This window comes from Pseudomonas sp. Au-Pse12, assembly GCF_021341665.1.
Taxonomy (GTDB): Bacteria; Pseudomonadota; Gammaproteobacteria; order Pseudomonadales; family Pseudomonadaceae; genus Aquipseudomonas.
Window position 1 is genome coordinate 217,227 of sequence record NZ_JAJTTH010000002.1, and the last position, 25,711, is coordinate 242,937.

General features: G+C 65.1%; 24 protein-coding genes. 3 read left to right on the forward strand and 21 right to left on the reverse strand.

Annotated elements, in window-relative coordinates:
• Positions 1-13: 13 nt before the first annotated feature.
• The 5 genes from LXM55_RS05560 to LXM55_RS05580 form a co-directional block, all read right to left on the reverse strand.
• Entirely contained in the window at positions 14-763 is a 750-nt protein-coding gene (locus tag LXM55_RS05560; protein ID WP_233319410.1) for an SDR family NAD(P)-dependent oxidoreductase, read from the reverse strand.
• Positions 764-860: 97 nt separating this feature from the next.
• Positions 861-1,622 (reverse strand): SDR family NAD(P)-dependent oxidoreductase, encoded by a 762-nt coding sequence (locus LXM55_RS05565; RefSeq protein ID WP_233319412.1) that lies wholly within the window; start codon positions 1,620-1,622, stop codon positions 861-863.
• A 12-nt stretch (positions 1,623-1,634) separates the two neighbouring features.
• Positions 1,635-2,975, reverse strand: coding sequence for an MFS transporter (locus LXM55_RS05570; protein ID WP_233319413.1), 1,341 nt, complete (start codon positions 2,973-2,975; stop codon positions 1,635-1,637).
• Between the two features lie 27 nt (positions 2,976-3,002).
• Positions 3,003-3,884: a polysaccharide deacetylase family protein gene (locus LXM55_RS05575; RefSeq protein WP_060837914.1), complete on the reverse strand. Its 882-nt coding sequence runs from the start codon at positions 3,882-3,884 to the stop codon at positions 3,003-3,005.
• A 46-nt stretch (positions 3,885-3,930) separates the two neighbouring features.
• Positions 3,931-5,289, reverse strand: coding sequence for an amidase (locus LXM55_RS05580; RefSeq protein WP_233319415.1), 1,359 nt, complete (start codon positions 5,287-5,289; stop codon positions 3,931-3,933).
• A 366-nt stretch (positions 5,290-5,655) separates the two neighbouring features.
• Here LXM55_RS05580 and LXM55_RS05585 point away from each other — a divergent pair, with 366 nt between their 5' ends.
• On the forward strand, positions 5,656-6,657 hold the full coding sequence (locus tag LXM55_RS05585; RefSeq protein WP_233319419.1) for a GntR family transcriptional regulator: 1,002 nt from the start codon (positions 5,656-5,658) through the stop codon (positions 6,655-6,657).
• 44 nt (positions 6,658-6,701) lie between these two features.
• Here LXM55_RS05585 and LXM55_RS05590 read toward each other — a convergent pair whose 3' ends face one another.
• A complete protein-coding gene (locus tag LXM55_RS05590) occupies positions 6,702-7,007 on the reverse strand; it encodes a ribbon-helix-helix domain-containing protein (protein ID WP_233319422.1) in 306 nt (101 codons plus the stop codon).
• Between the two features lie 14 nt (positions 7,008-7,021).
• Positions 7,022-7,603 (reverse strand): DJ-1/PfpI family protein, encoded by a 582-nt coding sequence (locus tag LXM55_RS05595; RefSeq protein ID WP_233319423.1) that lies wholly within the window; start codon positions 7,601-7,603, stop codon positions 7,022-7,024.
• A gap of 268 nt (positions 7,604-7,871) precedes the next feature.
• Here LXM55_RS05595 and LXM55_RS05600 point away from each other — a divergent pair, with 268 nt between their 5' ends.
• Positions 7,872-8,771: a DMT family transporter gene (locus LXM55_RS05600; RefSeq protein ID WP_233319425.1), complete on the forward strand. Its 900-nt coding sequence runs from the start codon at positions 7,872-7,874 to the stop codon at positions 8,769-8,771.
• A 3-nt stretch (positions 8,772-8,774) separates the two neighbouring features.
• On the opposite strand, the gene LXM55_RS05605 is transcribed toward LXM55_RS05600, so the two are convergent.
• The 5 genes from LXM55_RS05605 to LXM55_RS05625 all read right to left on the reverse strand — a co-directional run bounded on the left by LXM55_RS05605 (position 8,775) and on the right by LXM55_RS05625 (position 13,140).
• Positions 8,775-9,992, reverse strand: a complete 1,218-nt coding sequence (locus tag LXM55_RS05605) for a class I SAM-dependent methyltransferase (protein WP_233319427.1) — start codon at positions 9,990-9,992, stop codon at positions 8,775-8,777.
• 174 nt (positions 9,993-10,166) lie between these two features.
• Positions 10,167-10,784 (reverse strand): TPM domain-containing protein, encoded by a 618-nt coding sequence (locus tag LXM55_RS05610; protein ID WP_233319429.1) that lies wholly within the window; start codon positions 10,782-10,784, stop codon positions 10,167-10,169.
• 29 nt (positions 10,785-10,813) lie between these two features.
• Complete coding sequence (locus LXM55_RS05615; RefSeq protein ID WP_233319431.1) at positions 10,814-11,569, reverse strand: TPM domain-containing protein; 756 nt, start codon at positions 11,567-11,569, stop codon at positions 10,814-10,816.
• 33 nt (positions 11,570-11,602) lie between these two features.
• Positions 11,603-12,532: a TPM domain-containing protein gene (locus LXM55_RS05620; RefSeq protein WP_442799738.1), complete on the reverse strand. Its 930-nt coding sequence runs from the start codon at positions 12,530-12,532 to the stop codon at positions 11,603-11,605.
• Positions 12,532-13,140, reverse strand: a complete 609-nt coding sequence (locus tag LXM55_RS05625; protein WP_233319435.1) for a LemA family protein — start codon at positions 13,138-13,140, stop codon at positions 12,532-12,534. The genes LXM55_RS05620 and LXM55_RS05625 overlap by 1 nt, the downstream gene beginning before the upstream one ends.
• A 239-nt stretch (positions 13,141-13,379) precedes the next feature.
• Between LXM55_RS05625 and bglX the strand changes: the two genes are divergently transcribed.
• On the forward strand, positions 13,380-15,671 hold the full coding sequence (gene bglX / locus LXM55_RS05630; protein ID WP_233319437.1) for a beta-glucosidase BglX: 2,292 nt from the start codon (positions 13,380-13,382) through the stop codon (positions 15,669-15,671).
• A 172-nt stretch (positions 15,672-15,843) separates the two neighbouring features.
• Here bglX and LXM55_RS05635 read toward each other — a convergent pair whose 3' ends face one another.
• The 9 genes from LXM55_RS05635 to LXM55_RS05675 all read right to left on the reverse strand — a co-directional run bounded on the left by LXM55_RS05635 (position 15,844) and on the right by LXM55_RS05675 (position 25,649).
• Positions 15,844-17,001: a phospholipase D-like domain-containing protein gene (locus LXM55_RS05635; protein WP_233319439.1), complete on the reverse strand. Its 1,158-nt coding sequence runs from the start codon at positions 16,999-17,001 to the stop codon at positions 15,844-15,846.
• 1 nt (position 17,002) lies between these two features.
• Entirely contained in the window at positions 17,003-17,584 is a 582-nt protein-coding gene (locus tag LXM55_RS05640) for a YceI family protein (RefSeq protein ID WP_233319441.1), read from the reverse strand.
• Positions 17,585-17,665: 81 nt separating this feature from the next.
• Entirely contained in the window at positions 17,666-18,973 is a 1,308-nt protein-coding gene (locus LXM55_RS05645; RefSeq protein ID WP_233319444.1) for an OprD family outer membrane porin, read from the reverse strand.
• Positions 18,974-19,156: 183 nt separating this feature from the next.
• Entirely contained in the window at positions 19,157-19,927 is a 771-nt protein-coding gene (locus LXM55_RS05650) for an IclR family transcriptional regulator (protein WP_233319445.1), read from the reverse strand.
• Between the two features lie 85 nt (positions 19,928-20,012).
• A complete protein-coding gene (locus LXM55_RS05655) occupies positions 20,013-21,476 on the reverse strand; it encodes an amidase (RefSeq protein ID WP_233319447.1) in 1,464 nt (487 codons plus the stop codon).
• A complete protein-coding gene (locus LXM55_RS05660) occupies positions 21,473-22,783 on the reverse strand; it encodes an MFS transporter (protein WP_233319448.1) in 1,311 nt (436 codons plus the stop codon). The genes LXM55_RS05655 and LXM55_RS05660 overlap by 4 nt, the downstream gene beginning before the upstream one ends.
• Before the next feature lie 98 nt (positions 22,784-22,881).
• Complete coding sequence (locus tag LXM55_RS05665) at positions 22,882-24,057, reverse strand: M20 aminoacylase family protein (protein WP_233319450.1); 1,176 nt, start codon at positions 24,055-24,057, stop codon at positions 22,882-22,884.
• 171 nt (positions 24,058-24,228) lie between these two features.
• A complete protein-coding gene (locus LXM55_RS05670; protein ID WP_233319452.1) occupies positions 24,229-24,558 on the reverse strand; it encodes an amidase in 330 nt (109 codons plus the stop codon).
• Positions 24,555-25,649, reverse strand: a complete 1,095-nt coding sequence (locus tag LXM55_RS05675; protein WP_233319454.1) for a serine hydrolase domain-containing protein — start codon at positions 25,647-25,649, stop codon at positions 24,555-24,557. The genes LXM55_RS05670 and LXM55_RS05675 overlap by 4 nt, the downstream gene beginning before the upstream one ends.
• Between the last annotated feature and the right edge of the window lie 62 nt (positions 25,650-25,711).

Consider the following 25,711-nt stretch of genomic DNA (forward strand, 5'->3'; position numbering starts at 1 on the left):
GTTCAACCCTCCTTCATGGCATGACGTCGCCGGAGTTCGGGCCCAGGGTCTGGCCGACGAACAGGTTGCCCCCCGGCTCGCTGGCCAGCAGCACCGCGGTGGGCGCCACTTCATCGGCGAGGCCGAAACGCCCCAGGGGCAGTTCGGCGGCCTTGGCGGTTTTCCAGGCACTGCTGATGCCGGCCACCAGCGGCGTCTCGATCGGCCCCGGGGCGATGGCGTTGACCAGCACGTTGTCCTTGGCCACTTCCAAAGCCAGGGACTTGGTGAAGCCGATGACCCCGGCCTTGGCCGCGGCGTAGTGGGTCAGCTCGGCGCCGCCCTTGATCCCCAGCTGCGAGGCAACGTTGATGATCCGCCCCCAGCGCTGCGCCAGCATGTGGGGCAAGGCCCGCTGGCTGGCGATGAAGACGCTGGTCAGGTCGACGCGCAGCATGTCGTTCCACATCTCGATGGAGAGGTCGACGCAACGCGCCTGGGTCAGCATGCCGGCGTTGTTGACCAGGATATCGATGCCGCCGAAATGCTCGACGCAGGCATCGACCCCGGCCTGGGCGCCTTCGACGCTGCCGACATCGGCCACGCATTCGACGACTTCGGCGCCCAGTTCGCGGCAGGCTTGGGCGCTCTCGGCCAGACGCGCGGGGTCGCGGTCGGCCAGCAGCAGGCGAGCGCCGGCGACGGCATAAGCGCGAGCGATAGCGGCGCCGATGCCGCTGCCGGCACCAGTGATCACGGCGCGGCGGTTGTGCAGGTGTTGCATGAGGTTGTCTCCTGAAATAACCAGCGGTTCGCCGGCCAGCCAGCGCCCGCGAACGCGGTGAATCAGCGTGCAGGAGCCGGCTGGCTGGCGAATATCTTCAATCCGGCCAGCGCACCGTCAGGCCGCCATCGATGACGATGCTCTGCCCGGTCAGGTAGCTGGACTCGTCGCTGGTGAGAAAACGCACCAGCGACGCCACTTCATCGGCTCGCCCGACGCGCCCCAGGGGAATCGCCCGGGCCGCCTTGGCCAGCCCTTCCGGGCCCAGGGAGTTCTGGCTGTCGAGGGACTGCGGAGTCTCGATCAGCCCCGGGATCACCGCGTTGCAGCGAATGCCCTTGGCCGCCAGCTCCACTGCCAGTGAGCGGCACAAGCCCGGCACCCCGGCCTTGGCCGCGGCGTAGTGGGCGTGGTCCTGCCAGCCATAGACGCCGCCGGCAATCGACGAAATCGCCACCAGCGCACCGCCCTCGCCCATGTGTTTCACCGCCGCGCGGAAGGTGCGCATGACCCCGGTCAGGTCGACATCGAGCATGGCGTTCCAGGCTTGGTCGGTCATGTCCAGCAGCGGCGCACGGCGCAGCAGGCCGGCATTGGCCACCGCGTAATCGAGGCGGCCAAAGTGCGCCACCGCCTGTTCTGCCAGGGCGTCCACCGAGGCGCTGTCGGTAACGTCCAGGGGCCGCATCAGGCATTGCCCGCCCGCCTCGGCCACGAGGTCGCGGGTGGCTTGCGGGTCATGGGGGTCGGCGGGGAAATACCCGCCCACCACCGCCACGCCGGCCCGTGCATAGGCCACGGCCAGGGCCTGGCCGATGCCGCTGGCGGCACCGGTGATCAAGGCGACTTGTCGAGTCATGGATCAGTTTCCTTATTGAACGGTTTCAGGACGTACATGGCGCGCGGCGAACATCAGCGCACCGGAGAGAAAGCAAGGCAGCGCGCCGAAATACAGCGCCGAGGTCTGCCAGTCGCCACCGGCGGACAGCACCTGGGTCGCGCCGAAGCCCGCCACCACTGCGCCGATCGGGCCCATGGCGTGGATGATCGCGCCGCCGGTGGCGCGGATGCTGGTGGGGAAGCTTTCACTGATGAAGAACAGCGCCGCCGAGTACGGGCCGATCAGGAAGAACAGCCCCAGGCTGTAGAGCCCCACCACCATCGGCAGGTTGCTCGGGCCGTAGAGCATGCCGGCGAACGACAGGCCACCGAGCATCCAGCCCAGGCCGATGACGTTGCGCCGGCCGATCTTGTCGCCCATCCAGCCGTGGCTCAGGTAGCCGCAATAGCCCACCAGGTTGGACAGCACCAGGATGATCAGCGAGTTCTCGAAGGAGATGTGGTGCACGCTGACGATCACCGACGTGCCCAGTACGCTGAACACCTGGATCGCCGCCCAGTTGAGCAGGATCGCCGCACCGATCACCAGGGTCGCGCGCCGCGCCGGGCCACGGAAGGCCGCGGCCAGCCCGGCCTTGCTGTGCTCGTCGTAGTCCACGCCGTAAGTCAGCGCCACGGCCTGGGCCTCGCTGACCGAACCGCTTTTGCGCAACTGGCTGATGCGCTGGTGGATCTGGAACTGCGGGCTCTCCTTGAGCTTGCGCGCCATCACCGCGATGACGATGGCCGGGATCGCGGCAAAGATGAAGCAGCCCTGCCAGCCGATGATCGGCAGCAGCACCGCGGTCAGCCCGGCGGCGATCAGCGCCCCCACCGGCCAGCCGCCCTGCACCAGGCTGTAGATGAAGCCCCGGCGCTTGGCCAGCTTCGGATCGTCGGAAGCCGCGTACAGCTCACTGAGGTAGGTGGCGTTCACCGTTTCCTCGGCGTAACCCAGGCCGCCCAGGGAGCGGATCAGGATCAGCGGCGACTTGCCCCAGGCACCGCCGATGGCGGTCAGCGCCGAACAGATGGCCGAGCCGCTGACGGTGAAAATGATGCCCATGCGCCGCCCCAGCTTGTCCACCAGCGGCCCGATGGCCAGGGCCACCACCGCGGTGCCCACCGCTACCCAGGTGGCGATCTCGGCCTGCTCGACCTCGCCCCAGCCGAAGTGCCGGCCGATCTCCGGCAGCAGGGTGCCAAACAGAATGAAGTCATACACCGCGAAGACCCAGGCGAAGAAGGCGATCCAGGTGGCGAAGCGCACTTGGGTCGGGGTCAGCTGCTGGGGTTTCCAGCCAGTCAGGTCGAGCTTGTTATAGATAGACATCAATCACGCCTCGATGAAGTAGCCGGATCAGCGGTTGCGGGGGTGGCGGCGGATAAAGTCGTCGGCGATCTCGTCGAAGGTGACGAAACGCACGCCGGCGTGGCTCTGGATGTGTTCGATCAGGCGTTCGAGCATCAACAGCACTTGCGGGCGGCCGGAGACGTCGGGGTGGATGGTCATGGTGAACACCGCGTGTTCATGCTCGCGGTAGACCCAGTCGAACTGGTCGCGCCACATTTCTTCCAGGTGTCGCGGGTTGACGAAGCCGTGGCTGTTGGGCGCTTTCTTGATGAACATCATCGGCGGCAGGTCGTCCAGGTACCAGTTGGCCGGGATCTCCACCAGGTCGGTTTCCTGGCCGCGCACCAGGGGTTTCATCCAGGTGTCGGGGTGCTGGCTGTAGTCGATCTTGGTCCAGCTGTCGCCGACCCGCACGTAGTAGGGGTGGAAGTCGTTGTGCATCAGGCTGTGGTCATACTTGATGCCCTTTTTCAGCAGCAGCTCGTTGGTCACCTTGCTGAATTCCCACCAGGGCGCGACGTAGCCGGTGGGGCGCTTGCCGGTGACCCGGGTGATCAGCTCGATGGACTTGTCGAGCACGATCTCCTCCTGCTCGGCAGTCATGGCGATGGGGTTCTCGTGGCTGTAGCCGTGCACGCCGATCTCGTGGCCGGCATCAGCCACGGCCTTCATCTGCTCGGGAAAGGTTTCCATGGAATGCCCGGGGATGAACCAGGTGGTGCGCAGGCCATAGCGCTCGAACAGCTTGAGCAGGCGCGGCGCGCCGACTTCCCCTGCGAACAGGCCGCGGGAGATGTCGTCCGGCGAATCCTCGCCGCCGTAAGAGCCGAGCCAGCCGGCCACCGCGTCCACATCGACACCAAATGCACAGAGAATTTCTTTAGCCATGAGCGGCCTCCAGTGATTGCTTGTTGTTGGAAAAAAGTCGTTGGGCTTAGCGCGGCAGCGCCGCCTCCAGCGCCAGGGCCGCGTCCAGCAACTGCCGGTCATGGCCCTGGGGCAGGCTCAGCAGCAACCCGGTGGGCAGGCCCTGGGCATCGCGGCCGCTGGGCAGGGCCACGCCGGGCATGTCGAGGAAACTGCCGGGCATGGTCAGGCGCAGGGTCGCCAGGTTGGTCCGGGCAAAGAGTTCGTCGTCCTGCTCCAGGGGCGCCAGGGGCGGCGCCACATGCGCCACGCTGGGGGTGATCAGCACTGCGCCGTCCAGTTCGTCGTGCATTTGCTGCTGCAACTGGCGCCGCGCCTGGTATAGCCGCAGCAGTTGGCTGGCCGGCATCTGCCGGGCACTTTCCAGGCGCCGGCGTACCCGTGGGTCCAGCTGCTCGGCGTACTCGCTGTCGAGCAACGGCTGGTGCAGGGCGAAGGCCTCGGCGGCACCCAGCCAGCCGTGTTCCTGGATCAGTTGCAGGGTGGCTTGCAGGCTGTGCAGCGGCCGTTGCTCCACCAGCGCCCCGGCCTGTTGCAGGCATTCGACGACCTGCAGCAGGTTGGCGCGCACCGCCGCTTGGGTGCGGCTGTCGTCGAGCACTGGCGAATCGACCCAGAAGCGCTGCCCGGCCAGGCTGCGCGGCAGCGGCAGTTGCCGTGGGTCGCCACCGCGCAGCAGAGCGTCGATCACCCAGGCATCGCGCACGCTGCGGGTCAGCGGCCCGAGGCTGTCGAGGCTGTGGGCCAGGGGAAACACCCCGTCGCGGTCATAGCGCCGGGATGTGGCGCGGTAGCCCACCAGGCCATTGAAGGCCGCGGGGATGCGGATCGAACCGGCGGTGTCGGTGCCCATGGCGATCGGCACGATACCCGCGGCCACCGCCACGGCGGAACCTGCCGAAGAGCCACCGGGAATCCGTGGCTGGGCATCGCTGTGGGGGTTGATCGGGGTGCCGAAGTGCGGGTTCAGGCCGAGCCCGGAATAAGCGAATTCGCTGAGGTTGGTCTTGCCCAGGCTGACCAGCCCGGCGCGGCACAACTGCCGCACGCTGGGCGCATCGACGCTGGCCGGCGGTGCATCGCGCCGCACCTGGGCGGCGGCGGTGGTGATGCTGCCGGCGAGGTCGAACAGATCCTTCCAGGCCAGGGGCACGCCATCGAGCAGGCTCAGCGGCTGGCCGTCACGCCAACGGGCGGCAGCCGCCTCGGCCTCGCGCCGGGCCCGGGACGGGCACAGGGAAATGAACACATGGGGCGTCGCCTCGGCCAACGCCAGGGCCTGCTCCAGGACCTGGACCGGATCGGTGCGGCCCTGGGCGAAGGCTTGGGCCATGGCCGTGGCGTCGTTCAACGAATCAGGGTGCATGGTTCACTCCGTAAATCGATAAAATGTACTAATTATTAAAATGTACATTTTATCCAGAGCAGATTCCGTGCCAGCTCAAGCGCGCGTGCCCCTCATCACCCGCTCTGAAAACTCGGAAATACCCCTGGAATATCGAGCCAGAGTGGGTTGCAGAGGCGGACCGCTCGGCGACCGTTGGAGAAAAGCCTCGCCACTGGCTCCGCCAATGAAATAATGTATCTTTTATTAAAAAGTACATTTTGGTGCAGAAAGGTAACAACCCAGCCATGACGGCCCCAGGACAGGGCAGCCAAACGTGGCACTCAGTGACACTCGGCAACTGTGAGAGAATCCCCGGCCATCGCCGCCCAGCCCCTAGAGGAACCGATGAAAGCAGTGTCAGCAGAGGACCCGCGCACCGCATCGCGCTACGCCATGATCCGTCAGGTATTGCGCGACGCCATCCTCCAGGGCTCCGCCCTGCAGGGCCTGGTGCTGCTGGAAGCGCCGCTGGCTGAACTGTTCGGCACCAGCCGGGTGCCGGTGCGCAAGGCCCTCGACCTGCTGCACGGCGAAGGCCTGATCAGCCGCTTTGACGGCCGCGGCTACCTGATCAACCCCCAGGGCCTGGCGATCGAACCGCTGCGCCTGCCCCTGAGCCATGCCCACCTGGGGCTGGCCAGCGATGAAGAACTGGTGGACACCCGGCCCCTGGGGGAACGGATCTACGAAGAACTGGGCAGCGCCCTCTCCACCTGCATCGCCTTCGGCCACTTCCGCCTCGACGAACAGGCTGCCGCCGAGCACTACGGCGTCAGCCGCGCGGTGGTCCGCGAAGCGCTGATGCGCCTGCGCGATCGCGGCCTGGTGGAAAAGGAGCCCTACTCTCAATGGCTGGCCGGGCCGCTGACCGCCCGCGAAGTCACCGAAGACTACGAACTGCGCGCCTGCCTGGAACCCGAGGCCCTGCGCCAGAGCGCCCCGGGGCTGGCGCGCGAGCACCTGGAACAGATGCTGGAACGGGTGACCCAGGCGCAACAGGCCGAGCATTGCGACCTGGAGGTGCTGGAGCGCCTGGAAGAAGACCTGCACCAGCACTGCCTGAGCGGCTTGCACAACCGCAAGATGGCGGCGCTGATCCGCCAGGCCCAGAGCCCGATGATCATCAACCGGATCTTCTACCGCCTGCTGGGCATCGGCGCCGACCCGGCGATGCTCGCCGAGCACCGACTGATCCTCGAACTGCTGCTGCACGGTGCCTTCGATGCCGCCGCCCTGAACCTCAGGGAACACCTGCAACGCGCCCGCCAGCGCATGCTGCAACGCCTCAAAGTGCTGGCAGTGCTTCCAGAACCGCAACTCCCGGGTTTCCTCAGCAAAATCAGCTGACCCTGTCGCCACTGCCGAGCCCGCGGGGCTCAAGGCCCCCGTTCCTACACGGCGTTGCGCCGCACCAGGCTGAGGTCGGGGGCGGCATTGCGCCGCTGGCTCAGGTAACGGGTGCAGCTGACCCGCAGGAAGGAGGCGAAATTCACCACTTCGCCGCGGTAGTCCATGACCTCTTCATACAGCTTGGCGATCAACTGGTTGGTGGTCATGCCGTCGGCTTCGGCGATCTCGCTGAGGATGTCCCAGAACTGGTTTTCCAGGCGCAAGGTGGTGACCACGCCACAGATGCGCAGCGAGCGGGAGCGGGATTCGTAGAGAATCGGGTCGGCCTTGACGTACAGCTCGCACATGGCGTGGTCCTCGCTTACAGGGTGATCTTTGTGCCCAGCAGGCCCAGGAAACCGGCCAGCCAGCTAGGGTGCGCCGGCCAGGCCGGAGCGGTGACCAGATTGCCTTGAACGTGGCCCTGCGTCACCGGAATATCGATGTAGGTGCCACCCGCCAGCCGTACTTCCGGGGCACAGGCCGGGTAGGCACTGCATTCACGGCCTTCGAGGATGCCCGCCGCCGCCAGCAGTTGCGCGCCATGGCACACCGCGGCAATCGGCTTGCCGGCCTGGTCGAATTCCTTGACCCATTGCAGGACCTTTTCGTTCAGGCGCAGGTACTCCGGCGCACGGCCGCCGGGGATCAGCAAGGCATCGTAATCGCTGGACTGCACCTGGGCGAAATCAAAGTTCAGGGCAAACAGGTGGCCCGGCTTTTCGCTGTAGGTCTGGTCACCCTCGAAGTCATGGATCGCCGTGCGCACGGTCTGCCCGGCACTCTTGTCGGGGCACACCGCGTGCACCTGGTGACCGACCATCAGCAGGGCCTGGAACGGCACCATCACTTCGTAGTCTTCGACGTAATCGCCAACCAGCATGAGGATTTTTTTCGCGGCCATGGAGTGGACTCCTATCAGGGAAATACATGGGCAGAAGGAGTATTCAAGGTAGCCCCATTCCACCGGGCCGGGTAATAACGGGGTACTACGGCGGCAAGCTTCAAGCGGCAAGTGGGTACGCTGATTCTTGCCGCTTGTGGCTTGCAACTTGCCGCTGCTCTTCTCCAACTGTACGGACAACTCTGCAGCCAGCTGTAACAGCCGCACCGGCCGGCTTTATGGCTAGATGCAGGCACCTGTGTCCCTGTACGAATTCTGGTAGCCCCTCATGTCCTCGCGCGAAAACACCGGCATGGCCCTCGGCCTGCTGGGCGTCATCATTTTCAGCCTGACCCTGCCCTTCACCCGGATCGTGGTGGAGCAGATGCACCCGTTGCTCAACGGCCTGGGCCGTGCACTGTTCGCGGCGATTCCGGCGGCCTTGCTGCTGCTCTGGCGCCGGGAAAAGTGGCCGACCTGGAAACAGGTCAAGGGCCTGAGCGTGGTGATTCTCGGGGTGATCCTGGGCTTTCCGGTGCTCTCGGCCTGGGCCATGCAGACCTTGCCCGCGTCCCACGGCGCGCTGGTCAATGGCCTGCAGCCGCTGTGCGTGGCGCTGTATGCGGCGTGGCTGTCCCACGAGCGGCCGTCGAAAGCCTTCTGGGCCTGCGCCGCCCTGGGCAGTGCGCTGGTGCTGGGCTATGCGCTGCTCAGCGGCGCCGGCAGCATCCAGGCCGGTGACCTGCTGATGCTCGGGGCGATTGCCGTGGGCGGCCTGGGGTATGCCGAAGGCGGCCGGCTGGCGCGGGAAATGGGCGGCTGGCAGGTGATCTGCTGGGCGCTGGTGCTGTCCACGCCGCTGCTGATCGGCCCGGTGTGGTACCTGGCCGCGCAGCATCAGGGGGCGATTTCCATGAGGACCTGGTGGGCCTTCGGCTACGTTGCGCTGTTCTCCCAGTTCCTGGGGTTTTTCGCCTGGTATGCCGGGCTGGCCATGGGTGGAATTGCCCGGGTCAGCCAGATCCAGCTATTGCAGATCTTCTTCACCATCGCCTTTTCCGCGCTGTTCTTCGGTGAACAGGTGCAGCCCATCACCTGGGTGTTCGCGGTGGGCGTGATCCTCACCGTGGTGCTCGGGCGCAAGACCGCCGTGCGCCCAGCCGCGCCACATCCCGCCCGGGCCGGCTAGCCCTCAGCCGAGGTAGCCGTCGGCCTTGAGCAAGGTTTCCAGGCAGTGTTCGCTGATCTGGTAGAAGGCCTTGAGCTCTTCGATCCGGGCCAGCAGTTGGCGAGGGTCCACCGGCTCGGCGCGCTTGACCGCCAGGATCATCTTGTTCTTGTTGGTGTGCTCCAGGGAGATGAACTCGAAGACCTTGGTTTCATAGCCGCAGGCTTCGAGGAACAAGGCCCGCAGGCTGTCGGTGACCATTTCCGCCTGCTGCCCCAGGTGCAGGCCGTATTGCAGCATCGGCTTGAGCAGCGCCGGGCTCTGGATCTGCTGGCGGATCTGCTTGTGGCAGCACGGCGAGCACATGATGATCGCCGCGCCGGAGCGGATGCCGGTGTGGATCGCGTAGTCGGTGGCGATGTCGCAGGCATGCAGGGCGATCATCACTTCCAGCTGGCTGGGGGCCACGCTGCGCACGTCACCGCACTTGAACACCAGGCCCGGGTGCGCAAGGCGCTGCGCGGCGGCGTTGCACAGGGTCACCATGTCCTCACGCAATTCGACGCCGGTCACCTCGCCCTCGGCCTGCAGGGTGTTGCGCAGGTAGTCATGGATGGCAAAGGTCAGGTAGCCCTTGCCGGAACCGAAGTCCGCCACCCGCACCGGCTGATCGAGCTGGATCGGCGAACTGCTCAGGGCGTGGCTGAACACTTCAATGAACTTGTTGATCTGCTTCCATTTGCGCGACATCGCCGGAATCAGCTCGTGCTGCTTGTTGGTCACCCCCAGGTCGGCGAGGAACGGCCGGCTGAGGTCGAGGAAGCGGTTCTTCTCCCGGTTGTGCTCGGCCGACGGCACATCGCGCTGGGTTTGCGGCTTGCCCTTGAACAGCGAACTCTTGCCCTTCTTGCTGTATTCCAGCTGCACTTCATCGGTGAGGGTCAGCAGGTGGGCGTTCTTGAACGCAGCCGGCAGCAGCTCGGCGATGGCCGCGCTGCCTTCGTCCAGGGTGAAGTTCTTGGTGATGTCGCGGGTCTTGTAGCGATAGACGAAGGACAGGCACGGCTGCTCCTTGACCGTCACTTGCTTGATGATCAGGCGTTGCAGGTCCGCCTCCGGGCCCACGTGCTTGGCCAGTACCAGCTTGATAAAGGCGTTCTGCGTGAGGCTGGTGTCGAGCAATTGCAGGAACTGGGCGTGATGATCCGGCGCGGGGCGGGCGGAAGGTGCGGTAACAGACATGGGGGGCAGGTGCCTCGGGGTGCGCGGTGTCGATCAGGGAATGGCGGGTATTTTAGGGAGGAAGCCCCGTCGGGGCACGGAGTTATTCACCCGACGGTAAAAAATAGTCGCCCGAGGGCGATGCAAGGCTCAGGGGCTGTTCGCCGGCAAGCCGGCTCCTGCACCGGTGGTGGCTCAGTTGAGCACCACCAGGCGGTTGGGCAATTCGTTGCGCACCTGGGTCAGGGGCACATGGACCTTGAGCAGTTCGCCGCTGGCTTCAATGCAGTCGAGGAAGCCCTGCAGGGTCTGGCCCTGCCGGACTTGCTGGGTAAAGTTGCGCACGATGCCGTTCCACTGCTTGTTATCCAGGCGCCTGGAAATGCCCTCGTCCACGAGGATTTCCACGTAGCGCTCGGCTTCGCTGACAAAGATCAGCACCCCGGTGCCGCCCACGGTGTGGTGCAGGTTCTGTTCGAGGAACTGGCGCCGGGCCAGGTTGGAGGCCCGCCAGTGGCGCACCGAGCGCGGGATCAGCCGGGTGGTGATCCGCGGCAGGCGAAACACCAGGCACAGCACGATGAAGGTCGCCCATTGCGCCAGCAGCAACAGGTGCATGTTCAGCCAGCCGGTGGCGTAGTGCACCAGCCCCGGCACCACCAGCGCCAGCAGGCTGGCCCAGAGCAGCGGGATATAGGCGTAGTCGTCGGCCCGGGCGGCCAGCACTGTCACCAGTTCGGCGTCGGTCTGCTGTTCCACCCGGGCAATGGCTTCGGCCACTTGCCGTTGTTCGTATTCACTGAGTAATGCCATGTCGTTGGATTTCCGCTTTTTATTTTGAGTTACCAGCCGCCGGAGGAACCGCCGCCGCCAAAGCTGCCGCCGCCACCGCTGAAACCACCGCCGCCGGACCCACCACCAAAACCGCCACCGCCGAAACCACCCCCACCACCGCCGCGACCGCTGGTGGTGGTGATGAAACCGAGCGCCTGCGCCACCATCACCACCAGAATGAACAGCAGCACCAGGAAGAGGAACAGCCACGGATGACGCTGGACAAAATCGTCCTGGGCGCGGCTCTCGCCGCTGTCGTAGGCCGTGGCCGGCTCGTCCAGCGGCGTGCCGCCGAGCACCAGGAGCATGGCCGAAACCCCGTCGCTGATGCCCTTGCTGAACTGCCCGGTCTTGAACGCCGGAGTGATCACCTGGTTGATGATCACCGAGGCCTGGGCGTCGGTCAGGCGCTCCTCCAGGCCATAGCCCACTTCGATGCGCAGCTTGCGCTCATCCCGAGCGACGATCAGCAGCGCGCCGTTGTTCTTGTCCTTCTGGCCAATGCCCCAGTGGCGCCCCAACTGGTAGCCGTAGTCCTCGATGCTGGCGCCTTGCAGGTCGGTCAGGGTCACCACCACCAGCTGTTCGCCGGTGGCCTGTTCGTGGGCTTGCAGTTGCCGAGTCAGCTGGGCGCGGACGCTCGGCTCGATCATCTGCGCATCGTCCACCACCCGCCCGCTCAGGGCCGGAAACCTCAACTCGGCCTGGGCCGTGACCGCGAAGACCCAGAGCAGCAGCACCAGGCCGATTTTATAGAGTCGCATCAGCACCTCATCCTTAATGTTTGTCCGCGTGCGCTACCAACTGCCGGACGCCCCGCCACCGCCAAAACTGCCACCACCGCCACGGTAGCTGTCGTCGTCGGAGCTGGAGCTGGAGCTGCCGGAATCGCTGTAGCTGTTCCAGCTGGAGGCGGTGCTACTGTCCTGGCTGCTGTAGCTCGGCTGTCTTGGCTCGCTGTCTGCCCGAGGATCATTGTTCGCCTGCTTGCGCACCGCCGGCTTTTTCGTGCGCACGGTGAAGTACCAGGACAGCAGAATGATCACCAGGAACAACCCCAGGTAGAACAGCTTTGTCACCAGGCTCACCGTCCACAGCGTCTGCTGATCGGGAGGAAAGGCAATCCCGGCAAGCCCTTCGCCCTGCAGCAGGCTGACCACCGAGGTGACACCGGCAATCACTCCCTGGGAGTAAAGACCGTCCTTGAAATAGGGGGTGATCGCACCGTTGATGATGACCCCGGCCACGGCATCGGTCAGCGGATCTTCCAGACCGTAGCCAACTTCGATGCGCACCTTGCGATCATCCCGCGCCACCAGCAGCAGGACGCCGTTGTTCTTGTCCTTCTGGCCTACGCCCCAGTAACGGCCCAAGCGCAGCCCGAAGTCCTCGATGCTGTAGCCACCCAGGTTCGCAACGGTAACCACGACCACCTGGTCGCCGGTGCTGCGCTCGTGCCGGGCCAGCATTTCGCTCAGGTACTGCACCGTCTCCGGCGTCAGCATCTGCGCCGTGTCCACCACCCGCCCCGTGAGTTTGGGAAACAGGCTTTCAATCGGCACTGCGGTGGCGGTGGCCGGTGCGGGCTCGACCCGGACAGCAGGTTGCGATGCACGCAACGCCACCTCATCCGTGGGCGTGGCCCCTGGTTGTTGCGCCAGTGCGGCGCCACTCACCAGCCATAGCGCCAGCAGCGCGCTTCGCAGCACGCGCGGCCCCCGAGGCATCAGAATTTCACTTGCGGCGCTTTGTCGGCGTCGGGGCTGGTGGCTTCGAAGGATTCACGCACCGGCAGGTCGCTGTACAGCAGGCCGTGCCACAGGCGGCCAGGGAAGGTGCGGATTTCGGTGTTGTACTTCTGCACCGCCAGGATGAAGTCGCGACGGGCCACGGCGATGCGGTTCTCGGTGCCTTCAAGCTGGGATTGCAGGGCCAGGAAGTTCTGGTTGGCCTTCAAGTCCGGGTAGCGCTCGGACACCACCATCAGGCGGCTCAAGGCTCCGCTCAACTGGTCCTGGGCCTGCTGGAACTGCTTGAGCTTTTCCGGGTTGTCCAGGGTCTTGGCGTCCACCTGGATCGAGGTGGCCTTGGCCCGCGCCTCGATCACCGCGGTCAGGGTTTCTTCCTCGTGCTTGGCGTAGCCCTTGACGGTTTCCACCAGGTTGGGGATCAGGTCGGCGCGGCGCTGGTACTGGTTCTGCACCTGGCCCCAGTCAGCCTTGACCTGCTCGTCCAGGGTCGGAATGTTGTTGATGCCGCAGCCGCTGAGCAGGCTGGTGAGCAGCAACAGGGCAGCGACAGGCCAGCTCGAACGCAGGCTTTGAGTGATGTTCATGGGTGGGGCTCCTTGCACAACCTGATTGAAATGAAGCTTTTGCCCGGTTTCACACCTCCTGTGGGCAAAATCTGCCTGCGCCACTGGAATGCATCGGGCTGATGGGCTAAAAGATGCCCAGCGCGAAAAAGAGTTCAGAAGTGTGCTGGATTTATCTGAACAACAATAGTCGCTCCCTAAATTTTGGCTGTTCGACGCGTCACTCATGCGTCGGTCTTGAGCCCTTGAGAACAATATTCATGAAGAAGCTGTGTTTGCTGGGCCTGCTGGTCAGCCTGGCCAGTCACCCGGTGTTGGCCGAATCTGCCCCGGTCCCCCTGGAAAACAAAGAAGCCTTTATCAACGACCTGCTCAAGCGCATGACCCTGGAAGAGAAGATCGGCCAATTGCGCCTGATCAGCATCGGCCCGGAAATGCCCCGCGAGCTGATCCGCAAGGAAATCGCCGCGGGCAATATCGGCGGCACCTTCAACTCCATCACCCGCCCGGAAAACCGGCCGATGCAGGACGCGGCCATGCGCAGCCGGTTGAAGATCCCGATGTTCTTCGCCTATGACGTGATCCACGGCCACCGGACCATCTTCCCCATCAGCCTGGCCCTGGCGTCCAGCTGGGACATGGACGCCATCGGCCGCTCCGGGCGCATCGCCGCCAAGGAAGCCAGCGCCGACAGCCTGGACATCACCTTTGCGCCGATGGTCGATATCTCCCGCGATCCGCGCTGGGGCCGTACCTCCGAAGGTTTTGGCGAAGACACCTACCTGGTCTCGCGCATTGCCAAGGTCATGGTCAATGCCTACCAGGGCCAGAGCCCAGCCCTGCCGGACAGCATCATGGCCAGCGTCAAGCACTTCGCCCTGTATGGCGCGGTGGAAGGCGGTCGCGACTACAACATCGTCGACATGAGCCCGGTGAAGATGTACCAGGACTACCTGCCGCCCTACCGCGCGGCGATCGACGCCGGTGCCGGCGGGGTGATGGTGGCCCTGAACTCGATCAACGGCGTGCCCGCCACCTCCAACACCTGGCTGATGAACGACCTGTTGCGCAAGGAATGGGGCTTCAAGGGCCTGGCGGTGAGCGACCACGGCGCGATCATCGAGCTGATCCGCCATGGCGTCGCCAAGGACGGTCGCGAAGCGGCCAAGCTGGCGATCAAGGCCGGCATCGACATGAGCATGAACGACTCGCTGTACGGCAAGGAACTGCCGGGGCTGCTCAAGTCCGGCGAGATCGAGCAGAAGCACATCGACAACGCCGTGCGTGAAGTGCTGGCCGCCAAGTACGACATGGGCCTGTTCAAGGACCCTTACGTGCGCATCGGCAAGGCCGAGGATGACCCGGCCGACACCAACGCCGAAAGCCGCCTGCACCGCAGCGACGCCCGCGACATCGCCCGGCGCAGCCTGGTGCTGCTGAAGAACCACAACGACACCCTGCCGCTGAAGAAAACCGCGAAGATCGCCCTGGTCGGCCCGCTGGCCAAGGCGCCGATCGACATGATGGGCAGTTGGGCCGCCGCCGGTGTGCCGGCGCAGTCGGTGACGCTCTACGACGGCATGCGCCATGTCCTGGGCGACAAGGCCCAGCTGGTGTACGCCCGGGGTTCCAACATCACCGCCGACAAGAAGGTGGTGGACTACCTGAACTTCCTCAACTTCGATGCCCCGGAAGTGGTGGATGACCCGCGCCCGGCGCAACAGATGATCGACGAAGCGGTCAAGGCGGCCAAACAGGCGGACGTGATCGTCGCAGCCGTGGGTGAATCCCGGGGCATGTCCCACGAATCCTCGAGCCGCACCGACCTGCTGATTCCCGCCAGCCAGCGCGACCTGATCAAGGCGCTCAAGGCCACCGGCAAGCCGTTGGTGCTGGTGCTGATGAATGGCCGGCCGCTGTCGCTGCTGGAAGAAAACCAGCAGGCCGACGCGATCCTGGAAACCTGGTTCAGCGGCACCGAAGGTGGCAACGCCATCGCCGACGTGCTGTTCGGCGACTACAACCCGTCGGGCAAGCTGCCGATCACCTTCCCCCGCACCGTGGGGCAGATTCCGACCTACTACAACCACCTGACCATTGGCCGGCCGTTCACCCCGGGCAAGCCAGGCAACTACACCTCGCAGTACTTCGACGACACCACCGGCCCGCTGTTCCCGTTCGGTTATGGCCTGAGCTACACCAGCTTCAGCCTGTCGGACATGGCCCTGTCCTCCACCACCCTGAACAAGAGCGGCAAGCTCGACGCCAGCGTGACCGTGAAGAACACCGGCAAGCGTGACGGCGAAACCGTGGTGCAGCTGTATATCCAGGACGTGGCCGGCTCGATGATCCGCCCGATCAAGGAATTGAAGAACTTCCAGAAAGTCATGCTCAAGGCCGGTGAAGAGAAGTCCATTCACTTCACCATCACCGAGGACGACCTGAAGTTCTACAACGCCCAGCTCAAGTACGCCGCGGAACCGGGTGACTTCAACGTGCAGATCGGCCTGGACTCCCAGGACGTCAAGCAACAGAGCTTCGAACTGCTCTGACCTCTGACACCGGCCGGCGCATGACCTGCGCTGGCCGGCTGCCGCTGCAATCGCTACACCCCCTGCAATTTCTGTAGCCGCTGCCGAGCCTGCGAGGCTGCGCAAAGGCCCGCAGGGCCTTGCTTGGCGGTCTTGAGATGTTGCGTCCCTTCAGGCGATTCGTAGGCTACCGTCAGCCGCGCCGATCCAGCAGGTTGACCACCAGGCGGTCGACCCACCCCCAGATCCGCTGCTTGATCCGCCGCCACAACGGCCGCTTGCGCCACACCGCCAGGCTGACTTCTTCGCTCTGGGCAAAGTCGGCGTCGAAGCTCGCCACCACCGCTTGGGTCAACTCGGGGTCCAGGGCTTCGAGGTTGGCTTCCAGGTTGAAGCGCAGGTTCCAGTGATCGAAGTTGCACGAGCCCACGCTCACCCAGTCGTCCACCAGGGCCATCTTCAAGTGCAGAAAACGTGGCTGGTACTCAAAGATCCGTACCCCGGCCTTGAGCAGGCGCGGGTAATAACGGTGCCCGGCATAGCGCACCGCCGGATGATCGGTGCGTGGCCCGGTCAGCAGCAGGCGCACGTCGAGGCCCCGGGCCGCGGCCTTGCGCAACGAGCGGCGCACCGACCAGGTGGGCAGGAAATACGGGGTCGCCAGCCAGATGCGACGCTGCCCGCTGTTCAAGGCGCGGATCAGCGCATGCAGGATGTCGCGATGCTGGCGGGCGTCGGCATAAGCCACCCGGCCCATGCCTTCGCCGGTATCGGGCAGGCGCGGCAGGCGTGGCAGGCCGAAATCGGCACCGGGCTTCCAGGCCCCGCGATGCGGGTTGGCGCTCCATTGCCGATCGAACAACTGCTGCCAGTCGCTGACCATCGGCCCGGCGATCTCCACCATCACTTCATGCCAGTCGCAGCTGTTGTCCTCGGGCTTCCAGAACTCATCGGTAACCCCGGTTCCCCCTACCACCGCCAGGGCTTGGTCCACCAGCAGCAGCTTGCGGTGGTCGCGGTACAGGTTGAGAAAGCCCTGGCGCCATTTCAGTCGGTTGTAGAAACGCAGTTCGACACCGGCCTCGGTCAGCCTGCTGCGCAGGGCCTGGGTAAAGGCCAGGCTGCCGTAGTCATCGAACAGGCAGCGCACTCGCACCCCACGCGCCGCGGCCTGCACCAGGGCCTGGACCATGGCGTCGGCGCAAGTCCCGGCTTCCACCAGGTACAGCTCCAGCTCAACCTGATGCCGGGCACGGGCGATGGCCACCAGCATGCGCGGAAAGAATTGCGAGCCATCGATCAACAACTCGAAGCGATTGCCTTCGCGCCAGGGGAACACCGCTGCGCGCATGTCAGCGCGCCGTGAAGATCAGTACCGCACCCACCGGCACCGAGAAACTGATGGCCGACAGCCCGGCCATCTTGCGCAGGGTGTCGAGGCCAGGGGCCAGGTTGAAGTCCTCGGCATTGAGCACCAGGGGCTCCAGGGTCACCACCTGGAAACGCCGGTCATCCAGGCGGGTGGCCAGCAGCTCGGCATTGTAGGTGTGCTCCTCGCCGTGCAGGGCAACGGTGACCGGCAGCAGCAACTCGATCTGTGCCCCGGGGGCCAGGTCATTGATCGGGCGCAGATTGATCTGCGCGCTGATCCGCGCCTCGGGAAACTGCTGGATCTGGAACAGCTCCTGGCGCATGCGTTCATCGCGCAGGGGAATACCGCTACTCACCGATTCCAGCTCGATCTGCACCTGGGCCTGGCCCTGGCCATCGACCTTGCCGTGCAGCACCAGAAAGCGCTGGACCTCGGAAATGCTGGCGTTCTTGGTGGTGACGAAGGACACGCGGGAAGACTCGTTGTCCAGGTACCAATTGGCCTGGACCGGCAAGGCCAGTACTCCGAGCAGGCTGAGAAGAAGGCGGATCGGCGTACGCATGCAAGCTCCCATCGACAGAATGCGCCACCTTAACTGCCCGCCGGGGGGCTGGCAAACGTCATGGCAGGCGGCGCAGTAGAGCTAGAAGCGGTAGGTATAGTTCAGATAGAAGCGCTCGGCGCTGTGGCTGATGATGCCCGCCGGCCCCCTGGAGATGCTCTGGCGCCGGATCCCGTCGGGCTCGCCCCGAGTACGAAAGCGCCCGTGCAGCCAGGCAACGTCAAGCCCATCGAGCCAGCCGTCGAAGGTATAGCGCAGCACGCTCTGGAACTCCCGGCGGGAAAACCCTTCGTAGCCCTTGGCCTGCCGGGAGCTGGCGTAGTGCATATCCCACTTCAGCCGGGGCAAGCCGAAATCGGCGAAATCCATGCCTCCCAGCAGCTTGAACATCTCCTCGTCCTGCAGCCCGAAGTAGTAGAACAGCTTGCCGCTGCTGTTCCAGGTGCCATGGTCCTGGGCGAAGAAGGTGCGGTCATAGTCGTCGCCCCAGACCTTGTTCCAGGTCAGCCCCGCGTAGTAGCGGCTGAAACGGTACTTGAACGACAGATCCAGGTGCCGGGCATCGTGGGAACGCTCCGCCTCATACAGCCCGCGCACGCCGGAGTATTCGAAGCGCTTGCCGGCATCCTGCTGGCGCCCCCAGATGGTATGCACATCGATGCCACGCTTGGGGCCCAGTTCGAAACCCTGCCCCAGCTTCACCGAGGACGCGCGCAGGTAATCCCGGGCCACGCCGTGTTCGAGCTGCAGGTTGCTGCCACCGGGCAACACATAGCCCAGGGCATAGAGCCGCAGGTCGTCGACCTTCTGCCCTCGATAGTTGCGCAGGTCCTGGCTCCAGCCCGAATCGTTGCGCGGGCTGAAACCGTCGATGCGACTGAGGTTCAGGCTCAGCGCGCCACGCTCGTAGCCCAGGTCCTGGCCCAGGGTGGCTGCCGGCAGGATGCGCGAATAGCGATCGTCACGGTACAGCTGGTATTGCCGGCTCCTTTTCCCCACTCCGCCGCTGAAGGTCCCGGCCTCATCCACCCAACGCCCACGCAGGTACAGCTCAAGGGGCTTGGCGATGCCATGGGGCTGCTGCACGCTGCGATCGGCTCGCAGGTTACTGATGTTGTTGGCGTCTCGCCCCACGTGCAAGGCATCGGCCAGGCCATAGCTGTAGTCGAGGCCCAGCACCTCGCGGTACCAGCCGGAACTGAAGCTGAACTGGGCGGCCTGCACCCATTCGTCCCGGGTCGGGCCCACCCCTCCCCCGTCGTTTTCCTTCCAGTAGGACTGGCTGTAGCGCAAGGACGTGCGGCTGTCCTCGAAAAACCCTTCAGCCAGGGCCCCACCGGCCACCAGACAGCACAACAACCCGCTCAGATAACGTTGCTCAGCCCGCATGAGATCACCTGTTCTTATTATTGGAATTGGCGTCATGGCCGCCGACGGCGGACCAGGCTTCATTCTCGGAGCAGCGGGATAAAGGACAATGGGCACTGGTTCCGCAGAATGGAACCCAGTACTTGAGGAGGGCGTTGCCCGCGCAGCACGATCAGGCCGCCCGGAGCAGCCGAGCGGGAGACTTCAGGCGATGTCTTTCTGCACCTGCTCGATGGTTTCGGCCAGCAGCCACAGATGGCGATTGCGCACCTGCTCGACACAAGCCATGTCCCGAGGCCAATGCAGGGCGATGCTGCCGATCACCCGGCCTTCGGCCTGCAGTGGCAAGGCCACCGCCCGGATCAGGAACGGCAGGCGCACCGGGTACTCCCAGTGCCCCTCGGTACGCTGGCCAAACCCCAGGTGCCGGGATTCCCGGCAAGCTTGTTGCCGGGCTTCCTGCGGCACCCGTTCACGCTCGGCCAGGCGCTCGACTTCATCGCTGGCCAGCGTCCCCAGGCAGGCCTTGCCCATTGCCGAATGAAACAGGCTGGCATGCTGGCCGACGATCCGGCTGTTGCTCGGGTAGCGCTTGCGCAATACCGCCGGGACCGCACTCTCCAGGACCTCCAGGCATTCACCGTCGAAGCTCGACAGGTCGGTGACCAGCCCGGTGCGTGCACTCAACTCCAGCAACCAGGGCGCCGCCTGCTCCACCAACTGGCGCTTGAAGCGCTGCCGACTGTCACCGAACAGGCTCCTGGCGCTCAGGCGGTAGCGCCGGTCACTCAGGCCACGGTAGATCCAGCCCTGCTCCTGCAAGGTCAGCAGCATGCGCGACACCGTGGCCTTGGCCAGGCCCGTCAGGTAGTGCAGTTCCTCCAGGCCCAGGGCCTGGTGCTGGCCAAGCAACTCGACAATGGCCAGGGCACGCTCCACTGAACGCACACTGCCGGTTTCTACCTTGCTGGCCATAGTCCGAACTCCCTGACTGAGTATGGGTAAAGGTTTTACCCAGCAAGATGCGGGCCCCCGGACCTTGGCTGCGGCACCTGCTTGGTTACCGCAGGTTGCCCGGCGGCCGCTGGCGCACCCACTGCGTCAGCTGTTCGTGGGCGTAAGCCAGTTGCAGCACGGCCTGGTCGGCCTGGGCCGGACCAATGACCTGCAACCCCATGGGCAAGCCGGCCAAGTTGAAACCCACGGGAATGCTGATACTGGGCAGGCCGGCCAGGGTCGGGCCGATGACCACTTCCATCCAGCGGTGGTAAGTGTCCATTTCCTGCCCATCGATCTGCCGTGGCCAGGCTTGCCGTGCATCGAAAGGGAACACCTGGGCGGTCGGCAACAGCAGGAAATCGTAACGTTCGAACAAGCGCTGCAACGCGCGGTACCAGTCGCTGCGGCTCTGAGAGGCGCGGTACACGTCCGCCGCGGTCAGGCTCACCGCCCCCTCCACTTCCCAGCGTGCCTCCGGCTTGAGCCAGCGGCGTTTGTCCGGGTCGTTGTAAAGCGCCCCCAGGGTGCCCTGAACCAGCCAGTGACGGTGAACCAGCCAGCAGTCCCAGAGCTGCGCCAGGGAGAAATCCGGCTGGCAGCTTTCAACCTCGCAGCCCAGGTTGATGAAATCGCCCAGGGCCTTTTCACACAGGCCCAGCACCCCCTGCTCCATTGCCAGGTAACCGTTGTAATTCCCCAGCCAGCCCAGGCGCAGGCCTTGAACATCCCGTTGCAGGGCGGCATCCAGCAACGCCGGTTCTTCCTTCAGCGACAACGGCACCCGGGCGTCAAACCCGGCCTGAGTGCCCAACAGCCGCGCCACGTCGGCGACCGTGCGCCCCATCGGCCCCTCGGTCGCCAGTTGCTGAACGAACAGTTCCGGGGTCGGGCCGAAAGGCACCCGACCCTGGGAGGGGCGCATGCCGAACACGTTGTTGAAAGCCGCAGGGTTACGCAGCGAACCCATCATGTCGCTGCCGTCGGCCACCGGCAGCATGCGCAACGCCAGGGCTACCGCGGCCCCACCACTGCTGCCACCGGCGCTCAAGGCGCTGTCATAGGCATTGCCGGTGGTGCCGAACAACTGGTTGTAGGTATGGGAGCCCAGGCCGAACTCGGGCACGTTGCTCTTGCCGACGATGATCGCGCCACTGGCACGGACCCGCGCCACGCTGATGGCATCCACCTGCGGGACATGCTCGGCGAACAGCGGCGAGCCCATGCTGGTGGTCAGCCCGGCAGTGGCGGCCAGGTCCTTGATCGCTTGAGGCATGCCATGCATCCAGCCCATCGAGCGACCCTGGGCCAATTGCCGGTCACGCTCGTCGGCCTGCTCCAGCAGGGCCTCGGGATCGCCGAGAGACACCAGGGCGTTGACGCCCGGGTTGAAACGCTCGATCTGCGCCAGATAGGCCTGCATCACTTCGCGGCAGGACAGCTCGCGAGCATGAATGGCCCTGGACAGCGCCAGCGCATCCAGGTCGACAATCGAAGCATTGATCGATGGTTCAGTGGGGTTGATCAAGACTCACCTCCCAGGGTCACGGCATCGGGTTTTTCGTCCCTGACCGCGTCATACATGCAATAGGTGCCCAGCAGGCTGAGGACCGAGGTCAGCAGGACATAGAAGGCTGGCGCCACCGGCGTGGCCATGACCTTGCTCAACCAGGTCACGATCAACGGCGCAAAGCCACCAAACAGCATGACCGTGACGTTATACGCCACCGACACTCCGGTGGAGCGCACCTCGATGGGAAACTGCTCGGCCAGGGCCGTGGGGCCGGGGCCGAAGAAACCACCGATGGCCCCGCACAGCAGCATCTGCATCACCATCAGGCGCTCGATGGACGGCGCCGCAGCGACCCACACATACAAGGGATAGACCATGACAAAAAAAGCCAGGGTGAACGCCATCAGCACCGGACGTCGCCCAATGCGATCCGACAAGGCCCCGGCAAAGGGAATCACCAGGGTCATCAGGGCCACGGCGAACATCTGCACCAACAGCACCTGATCCAGGGGCAGGCCCAGGTTGGTGTGGGCAAAGGTCGGCATGTTCACCAGCACCACATAAAAGGACACGGTGCCCCCGCAGCACATGCCCATGGACACCAGGATCGCTCGGCGATAGGCCAATACCACCTGCCACAACCCGGGCCCTTTGCCACGCACTTGCTTGCGCGCCTCGACAAAGGCTTCCGGCTCTTCCATGTATTTGCGGATCCACAGGCCCACCGGACCGATCAGCAGGCCGATCACGAACGGCAGGCGCCAGCCCCAGAGCTCCAGGGTCTGCGGCGAAAAGAAATGCGTGACCGCCGCCACCATCGCGGCGCCGCTGAACACCGCCAGGCACTGTCCAACCAACTGCCAGGAACCATACAGGCCTTTCTTTTCGGGAGGCGCGCTCTCCACCAGGTAGGCCGTGGCGCTGGCGTATTCGCCGCCGGTGGCAAACCCCTGGAGCATGCGCGCCACCACGATCAGCAGCGGCGCGCCAATGCCAATGGCCGCGTAGTTGGGGGCAAACACGATCATCGCGATGGCCAGGGTCATCAGTTGGATGATCACCAGCATCGCCGCCTTGCGGCCCTTGCGATCGGAATAGACACCCAGCAACACCCCGCCCACCGGGCGCATGAAAAAGCCCACGCCGAAAGTGGCCAGGGCCATCAGCAGCGAGGTGTATTCGTCTTCCGCGGGGAAAAACTGGCGGGCGATGAAGCTGGCGAGAAAACCGTAGACGATGAAGTCGTACCATTCCAGGGCATTGCCGACCACGGCGGCAACCACCTGCCGGGTCTTGGAAACAGAGGGGTTCGAGACGCTCATGGGGTGTTCCTTGAAGACTTTTGAGCCTTCTGGCGGGCTCGTTAAAGTGCCGGGCGCAGCAGCGCCCGGGCCGGTCGGAGGCACAGGAACAGGGAAGGTCAGGACGGCTTGAGCCAGCTTTCCGCCAGGGCACCCCAATAGGCCGCACCGGTGAGGAGGATGTCGTCGTTGAAGTCGTAACCGGGGTTATGCACCATCGGCTGCGCCACGCCATTGCCGATGAACAGGTAGCTGCCCGGACAGCGCTGCAGCATCCAGCCGAAGTCTTCGCTGCCCATCAGCTTCGGCGTATGGCCGTTGACCGCTTCGGCCCCCACCAGCTCGACGCCGACCCGGCGGGCGAACTCGGTTTCCTGCGGGCTGTTGACCAGCACCGGATAAGCCGGGCGATGTTCAATGCTGGCCGTGCAGCCGAAGCTGTCGGCCTGGGTCAGGATGATGGCCTTGACCCGCTCCAGCATCTGCTCGCGCACTGGCGCGTTGAGAGCCCGCAGGCTCAAGCGCAGCAAGGCCTGCTGGGGAATCACGTTGGCCGCCTCGCCGGCCTGCAGGGCACCGACGGTGACCACGGCGGCTTCCTGGGTGTCGATGTTGCGCGCCACCACGGTCTGCAACGCCATGACCATGCTGGCCGCCGCCACCAGCGGGTCCACCGCCAGGTGTGGCATGGAGCCATGGCCGCCCACCCCTTCGACGATCACGTTGAGCAGGTCCTGGGAGGCCATCATCGGCCCCTCGCGAAAGCCCAGGTGACCGGCCGGCAGCCCCGGCATGTTGTGCAGGCCAAACAGCGCGTCACAGGGGAAGCGCTCCAGCAGGCCATCGGCAAGCATTGCCTCGGCCCCACCCTGGCCCTCCTCCGCAGGCTGGAAGATCAGGTTCAGGGTGCCGTCGAACTGCCGGGTAGCCGCCAGGTAGCGGGCCGCCCCGAGAAGAATGGTGGTGTGGCCGTCATGCCCGCAGGCGTGCATGCATCCGCTGTAGCGGCTGCTGTAGGGCACCCCGGTGTTCTCGATGATCGGCAGGGCGTCCATGTCGGCCCGCAGGCCCAGGGTGCGGGTGCTGCTGCCGTTGCGTAGCACCCCCACCACGCCGGTCCGGCCAACACCGGTGTGCACGTCATAGCCCCACTCTTCAAGGCTGCGAGCCACCAGCGCCGCGGTGCGGTTTTCCTCGAAGCCCAGCTCGGGGTGGGCGTGAATGTCCTGGCGGATGGCCCGCAGGTCGCTGGCGACATCGTTGAGCCAGGCAAGAATGTGCTGGTGTCGGGTCATGGCGTATCTCCTCTGGGCCGGGTGGGTTCCCGTTCTTTTTTTCGGAGCGTTGCACGAGGGCCAGGGCGTGCTCGAAGCTCTGCGTCAGATAACCGCGAGCCAGAGCACAGGACAATCAAATGTGGTTCCACTGGATGGAACATAAAACGGCAGCCCCTGCTGCACCCCGGATCAGGGATCGAGGCGGCAGCCTTCCCGGGCGCTCAGCCAGACCGCGTGGTGAGTGCGCCCCAGAGCGCTGGCGGTGACACGGCGGGACTGCGCTTCATCGAGCAGGGCGCTGGTGGGCAGGTACTGGCGCACGTAGGCGCGGCAGTAGTCGGCAGGTTGTTGCATCACGTAACGGCAGGAGCAGTACTCCTTAGCGGTGTAGGCACCGAGGATATCCGGGAAGGCCTGCAGCGCCACCCGCTGTTGCCAGATCCAGCCCAGCAGCACAAGCAGCCCGAGCAACAGCACGCTGAGCAGCGGACGTCGGCGGACCAGCGCCAGGGGCTTCATGGCTGCCCCGGTGTGGCGAAGGCGGCCAGCGCCCGCTTGAGCAGCTCATTGTGCTGGTAGCTGCCGTCGCGATCGTCGCCATAACGCACGATCACCAGGCGCTGCGCGGGCAACACGTACAGCGCCTGCCCCCAGTGCCCCAGCGCCGCATAGGTGTCGGCCGGCGCATCCGGCCAGGGCCGTGGCGCCCCGTCCACTTCACGGTTGAGCCACCAGTGCCCGCCTGCCACGGCCACGTCCTGGTTGGCCCGGTAGCCGCTGAAGGGGGTGCGACAGTATTCGACCCAGGCCTTGGGCAGCAGTTGCCGGTCGCGCCAACGGCCATCGCGCTGCATCAGCAGGCCGATCCGGGCCAGGTCGCGGGCCGTCAGGTAGAGGTAGGAGGAGGCAACGAAGGTGCCGGCCGCGTCCCGCTCCCAGACCGCCTGGGTGATGCCCAGCGGTTCGAACAGGGCACGCCAGGGATAGTCCGCATACTGCTCGGCCCCCACCATGCCCCGCAGGCTGGCGGCCAGCAGGTTGCTGTCACCGCTGGAATAGCGAAACGCCTGGCCCGGTACGCTGGCGACGCCCTGTTGCGCAGCGAAGGCGGCCATGTCCCGATGCCCGCGGGTATAGAGCATGGCGACTACCGAGGAGTTCAGAGGGGCATATTCATAGTCTTCCTGCCATTCCAGGCCCGAAGCCCAGTGCAGCAGGTCTGCCAGGGTGATATCCGGATGAGCCTTGAGCGGCGGATAGAATGTCGCCGCCGGGTCCTGCAACTGGAAGCGCCCCTCGCCAAAGGCCACGCCCAGCAATACCGCCAGCAGGCTTTTGCTGGCGGACCAGGCGAGATGGGGAGTCTGTGGCCCGGTCGCCCCGGCGTAGCGCTCGTAGAGCAATTGGCCGTCGCGGATCACCAGCAAGGCATCGGTGCGAATACCCTGGCGGGACTCATCATCCCGGGGCACGAAAGCGTAATCCTCCAGGGCCTGCAGCGCCGGGCCGCTGACGGGAGCGGCCTGGCTCCATTGCTGCGCCGGCCAGTCCTCGGCCCGGGCCGGCAGGCTGAGTAGTAGAAGCACGGCCAGCAGCAAGGCTTGGGGCATGAAGGACACTCGAAGGTCGTCTGTGGCCGAGCCTAATCAAGGCTGATGACAGTTTCGCGGCA

Bases quoted from the DNA above. Each gene is read 5' to 3' on its own strand.
- LXM55_RS05560 (WP_233319410.1), bottom strand. From the start codon at position 763: ATGCAACACCTGCACAACCGCCGCGCCGTGATCACTGGTGCCGGCAGC.
- LXM55_RS05565 (WP_233319412.1), bottom strand. From the start codon at position 1,622: ATGACTCGACAAGTCGCCTTGATCACCGGTGCCGCCAGCGGCATCGGC.
- LXM55_RS05570 (WP_233319413.1), bottom strand. From the start codon at position 2,975: ATGTCTATCTATAACAAGCTCGACCTGACTGGCTGGAAACCCCAGCAG.
- LXM55_RS05575 (WP_060837914.1), bottom strand. From the start codon at position 3,884: ATGGCTAAAGAAATTCTCTGTGCATTTGGTGTCGATGTGGACGCGGTG.
- LXM55_RS05580 (WP_233319415.1), bottom strand. From the start codon at position 5,289: ATGCACCCTGATTCGTTGAACGACGCCACGGCCATGGCCCAAGCCTTC.
- LXM55_RS05585 (WP_233319419.1), top strand. From the start codon at position 5,656: ATGAAAGCAGTGTCAGCAGAGGACCCGCGCACCGCATCGCGCTACGCC.
- LXM55_RS05590 (WP_233319422.1), bottom strand. From the start codon at position 7,007: ATGTGCGAGCTGTACGTCAAGGCCGACCCGATTCTCTACGAATCCCGC.
- LXM55_RS05595 (WP_233319423.1), bottom strand. From the start codon at position 7,603: ATGGCCGCGAAAAAAATCCTCATGCTGGTTGGCGATTACGTCGAAGAC.
- LXM55_RS05600 (WP_233319425.1), top strand. From the start codon at position 7,872: ATGTCCTCGCGCGAAAACACCGGCATGGCCCTCGGCCTGCTGGGCGTC.
- LXM55_RS05605 (WP_233319427.1), bottom strand. From the start codon at position 9,992: ATGTCTGTTACCGCACCTTCCGCCCGCCCCGCGCCGGATCATCACGCC.
- LXM55_RS05610 (WP_233319429.1), bottom strand. From the start codon at position 10,784: ATGGCATTACTCAGTGAATACGAACAACGGCAAGTGGCCGAAGCCATT.
- LXM55_RS05615 (WP_233319431.1), bottom strand. From the start codon at position 11,569: ATGCGACTCTATAAAATCGGCCTGGTGCTGCTGCTCTGGGTCTTCGCG.
- LXM55_RS05620 (WP_442799738.1), bottom strand. From the start codon at position 12,532: ATGCCTCGGGGGCCGCGCGTGCTGCGAAGCGCGCTGCTGGCGCTATGG.
- LXM55_RS05625 (WP_233319435.1), bottom strand. From the start codon at position 13,140: ATGAACATCACTCAAAGCCTGCGTTCGAGCTGGCCTGTCGCTGCCCTG.
- bglX (WP_233319437.1), top strand. From the start codon at position 13,380: ATGAAGAAGCTGTGTTTGCTGGGCCTGCTGGTCAGCCTGGCCAGTCAC.
- LXM55_RS05635 (WP_233319439.1), bottom strand. From the start codon at position 17,001: ATGCGCGCAGCGGTGTTCCCCTGGCGCGAAGGCAATCGCTTCGAGTTG.
- LXM55_RS05640 (WP_233319441.1), bottom strand. From the start codon at position 17,584: ATGCGTACGCCGATCCGCCTTCTTCTCAGCCTGCTCGGAGTACTGGCC.
- LXM55_RS05645 (WP_233319444.1), bottom strand. From the start codon at position 18,973: ATGCGGGCTGAGCAACGTTATCTGAGCGGGTTGTTGTGCTGTCTGGTG.
- LXM55_RS05650 (WP_233319445.1), bottom strand. From the start codon at position 19,927: ATGGCCAGCAAGGTAGAAACCGGCAGTGTGCGTTCAGTGGAGCGTGCC.
- LXM55_RS05660 (WP_233319448.1), bottom strand. From the start codon at position 22,783: ATGAGCGTCTCGAACCCCTCTGTTTCCAAGACCCGGCAGGTGGTTGCC.
- LXM55_RS05665 (WP_233319450.1), bottom strand. From the start codon at position 24,057: ATGACCCGACACCAGCACATTCTTGCCTGGCTCAACGATGTCGCCAGC.
- LXM55_RS05670 (WP_233319452.1), bottom strand. From the start codon at position 24,558: ATGAAGCCCCTGGCGCTGGTCCGCCGACGTCCGCTGCTCAGCGTGCTG.
- LXM55_RS05675 (WP_233319454.1), bottom strand. From the start codon at position 25,649: ATGCCCCAAGCCTTGCTGCTGGCCGTGCTTCTACTACTCAGCCTGCCG.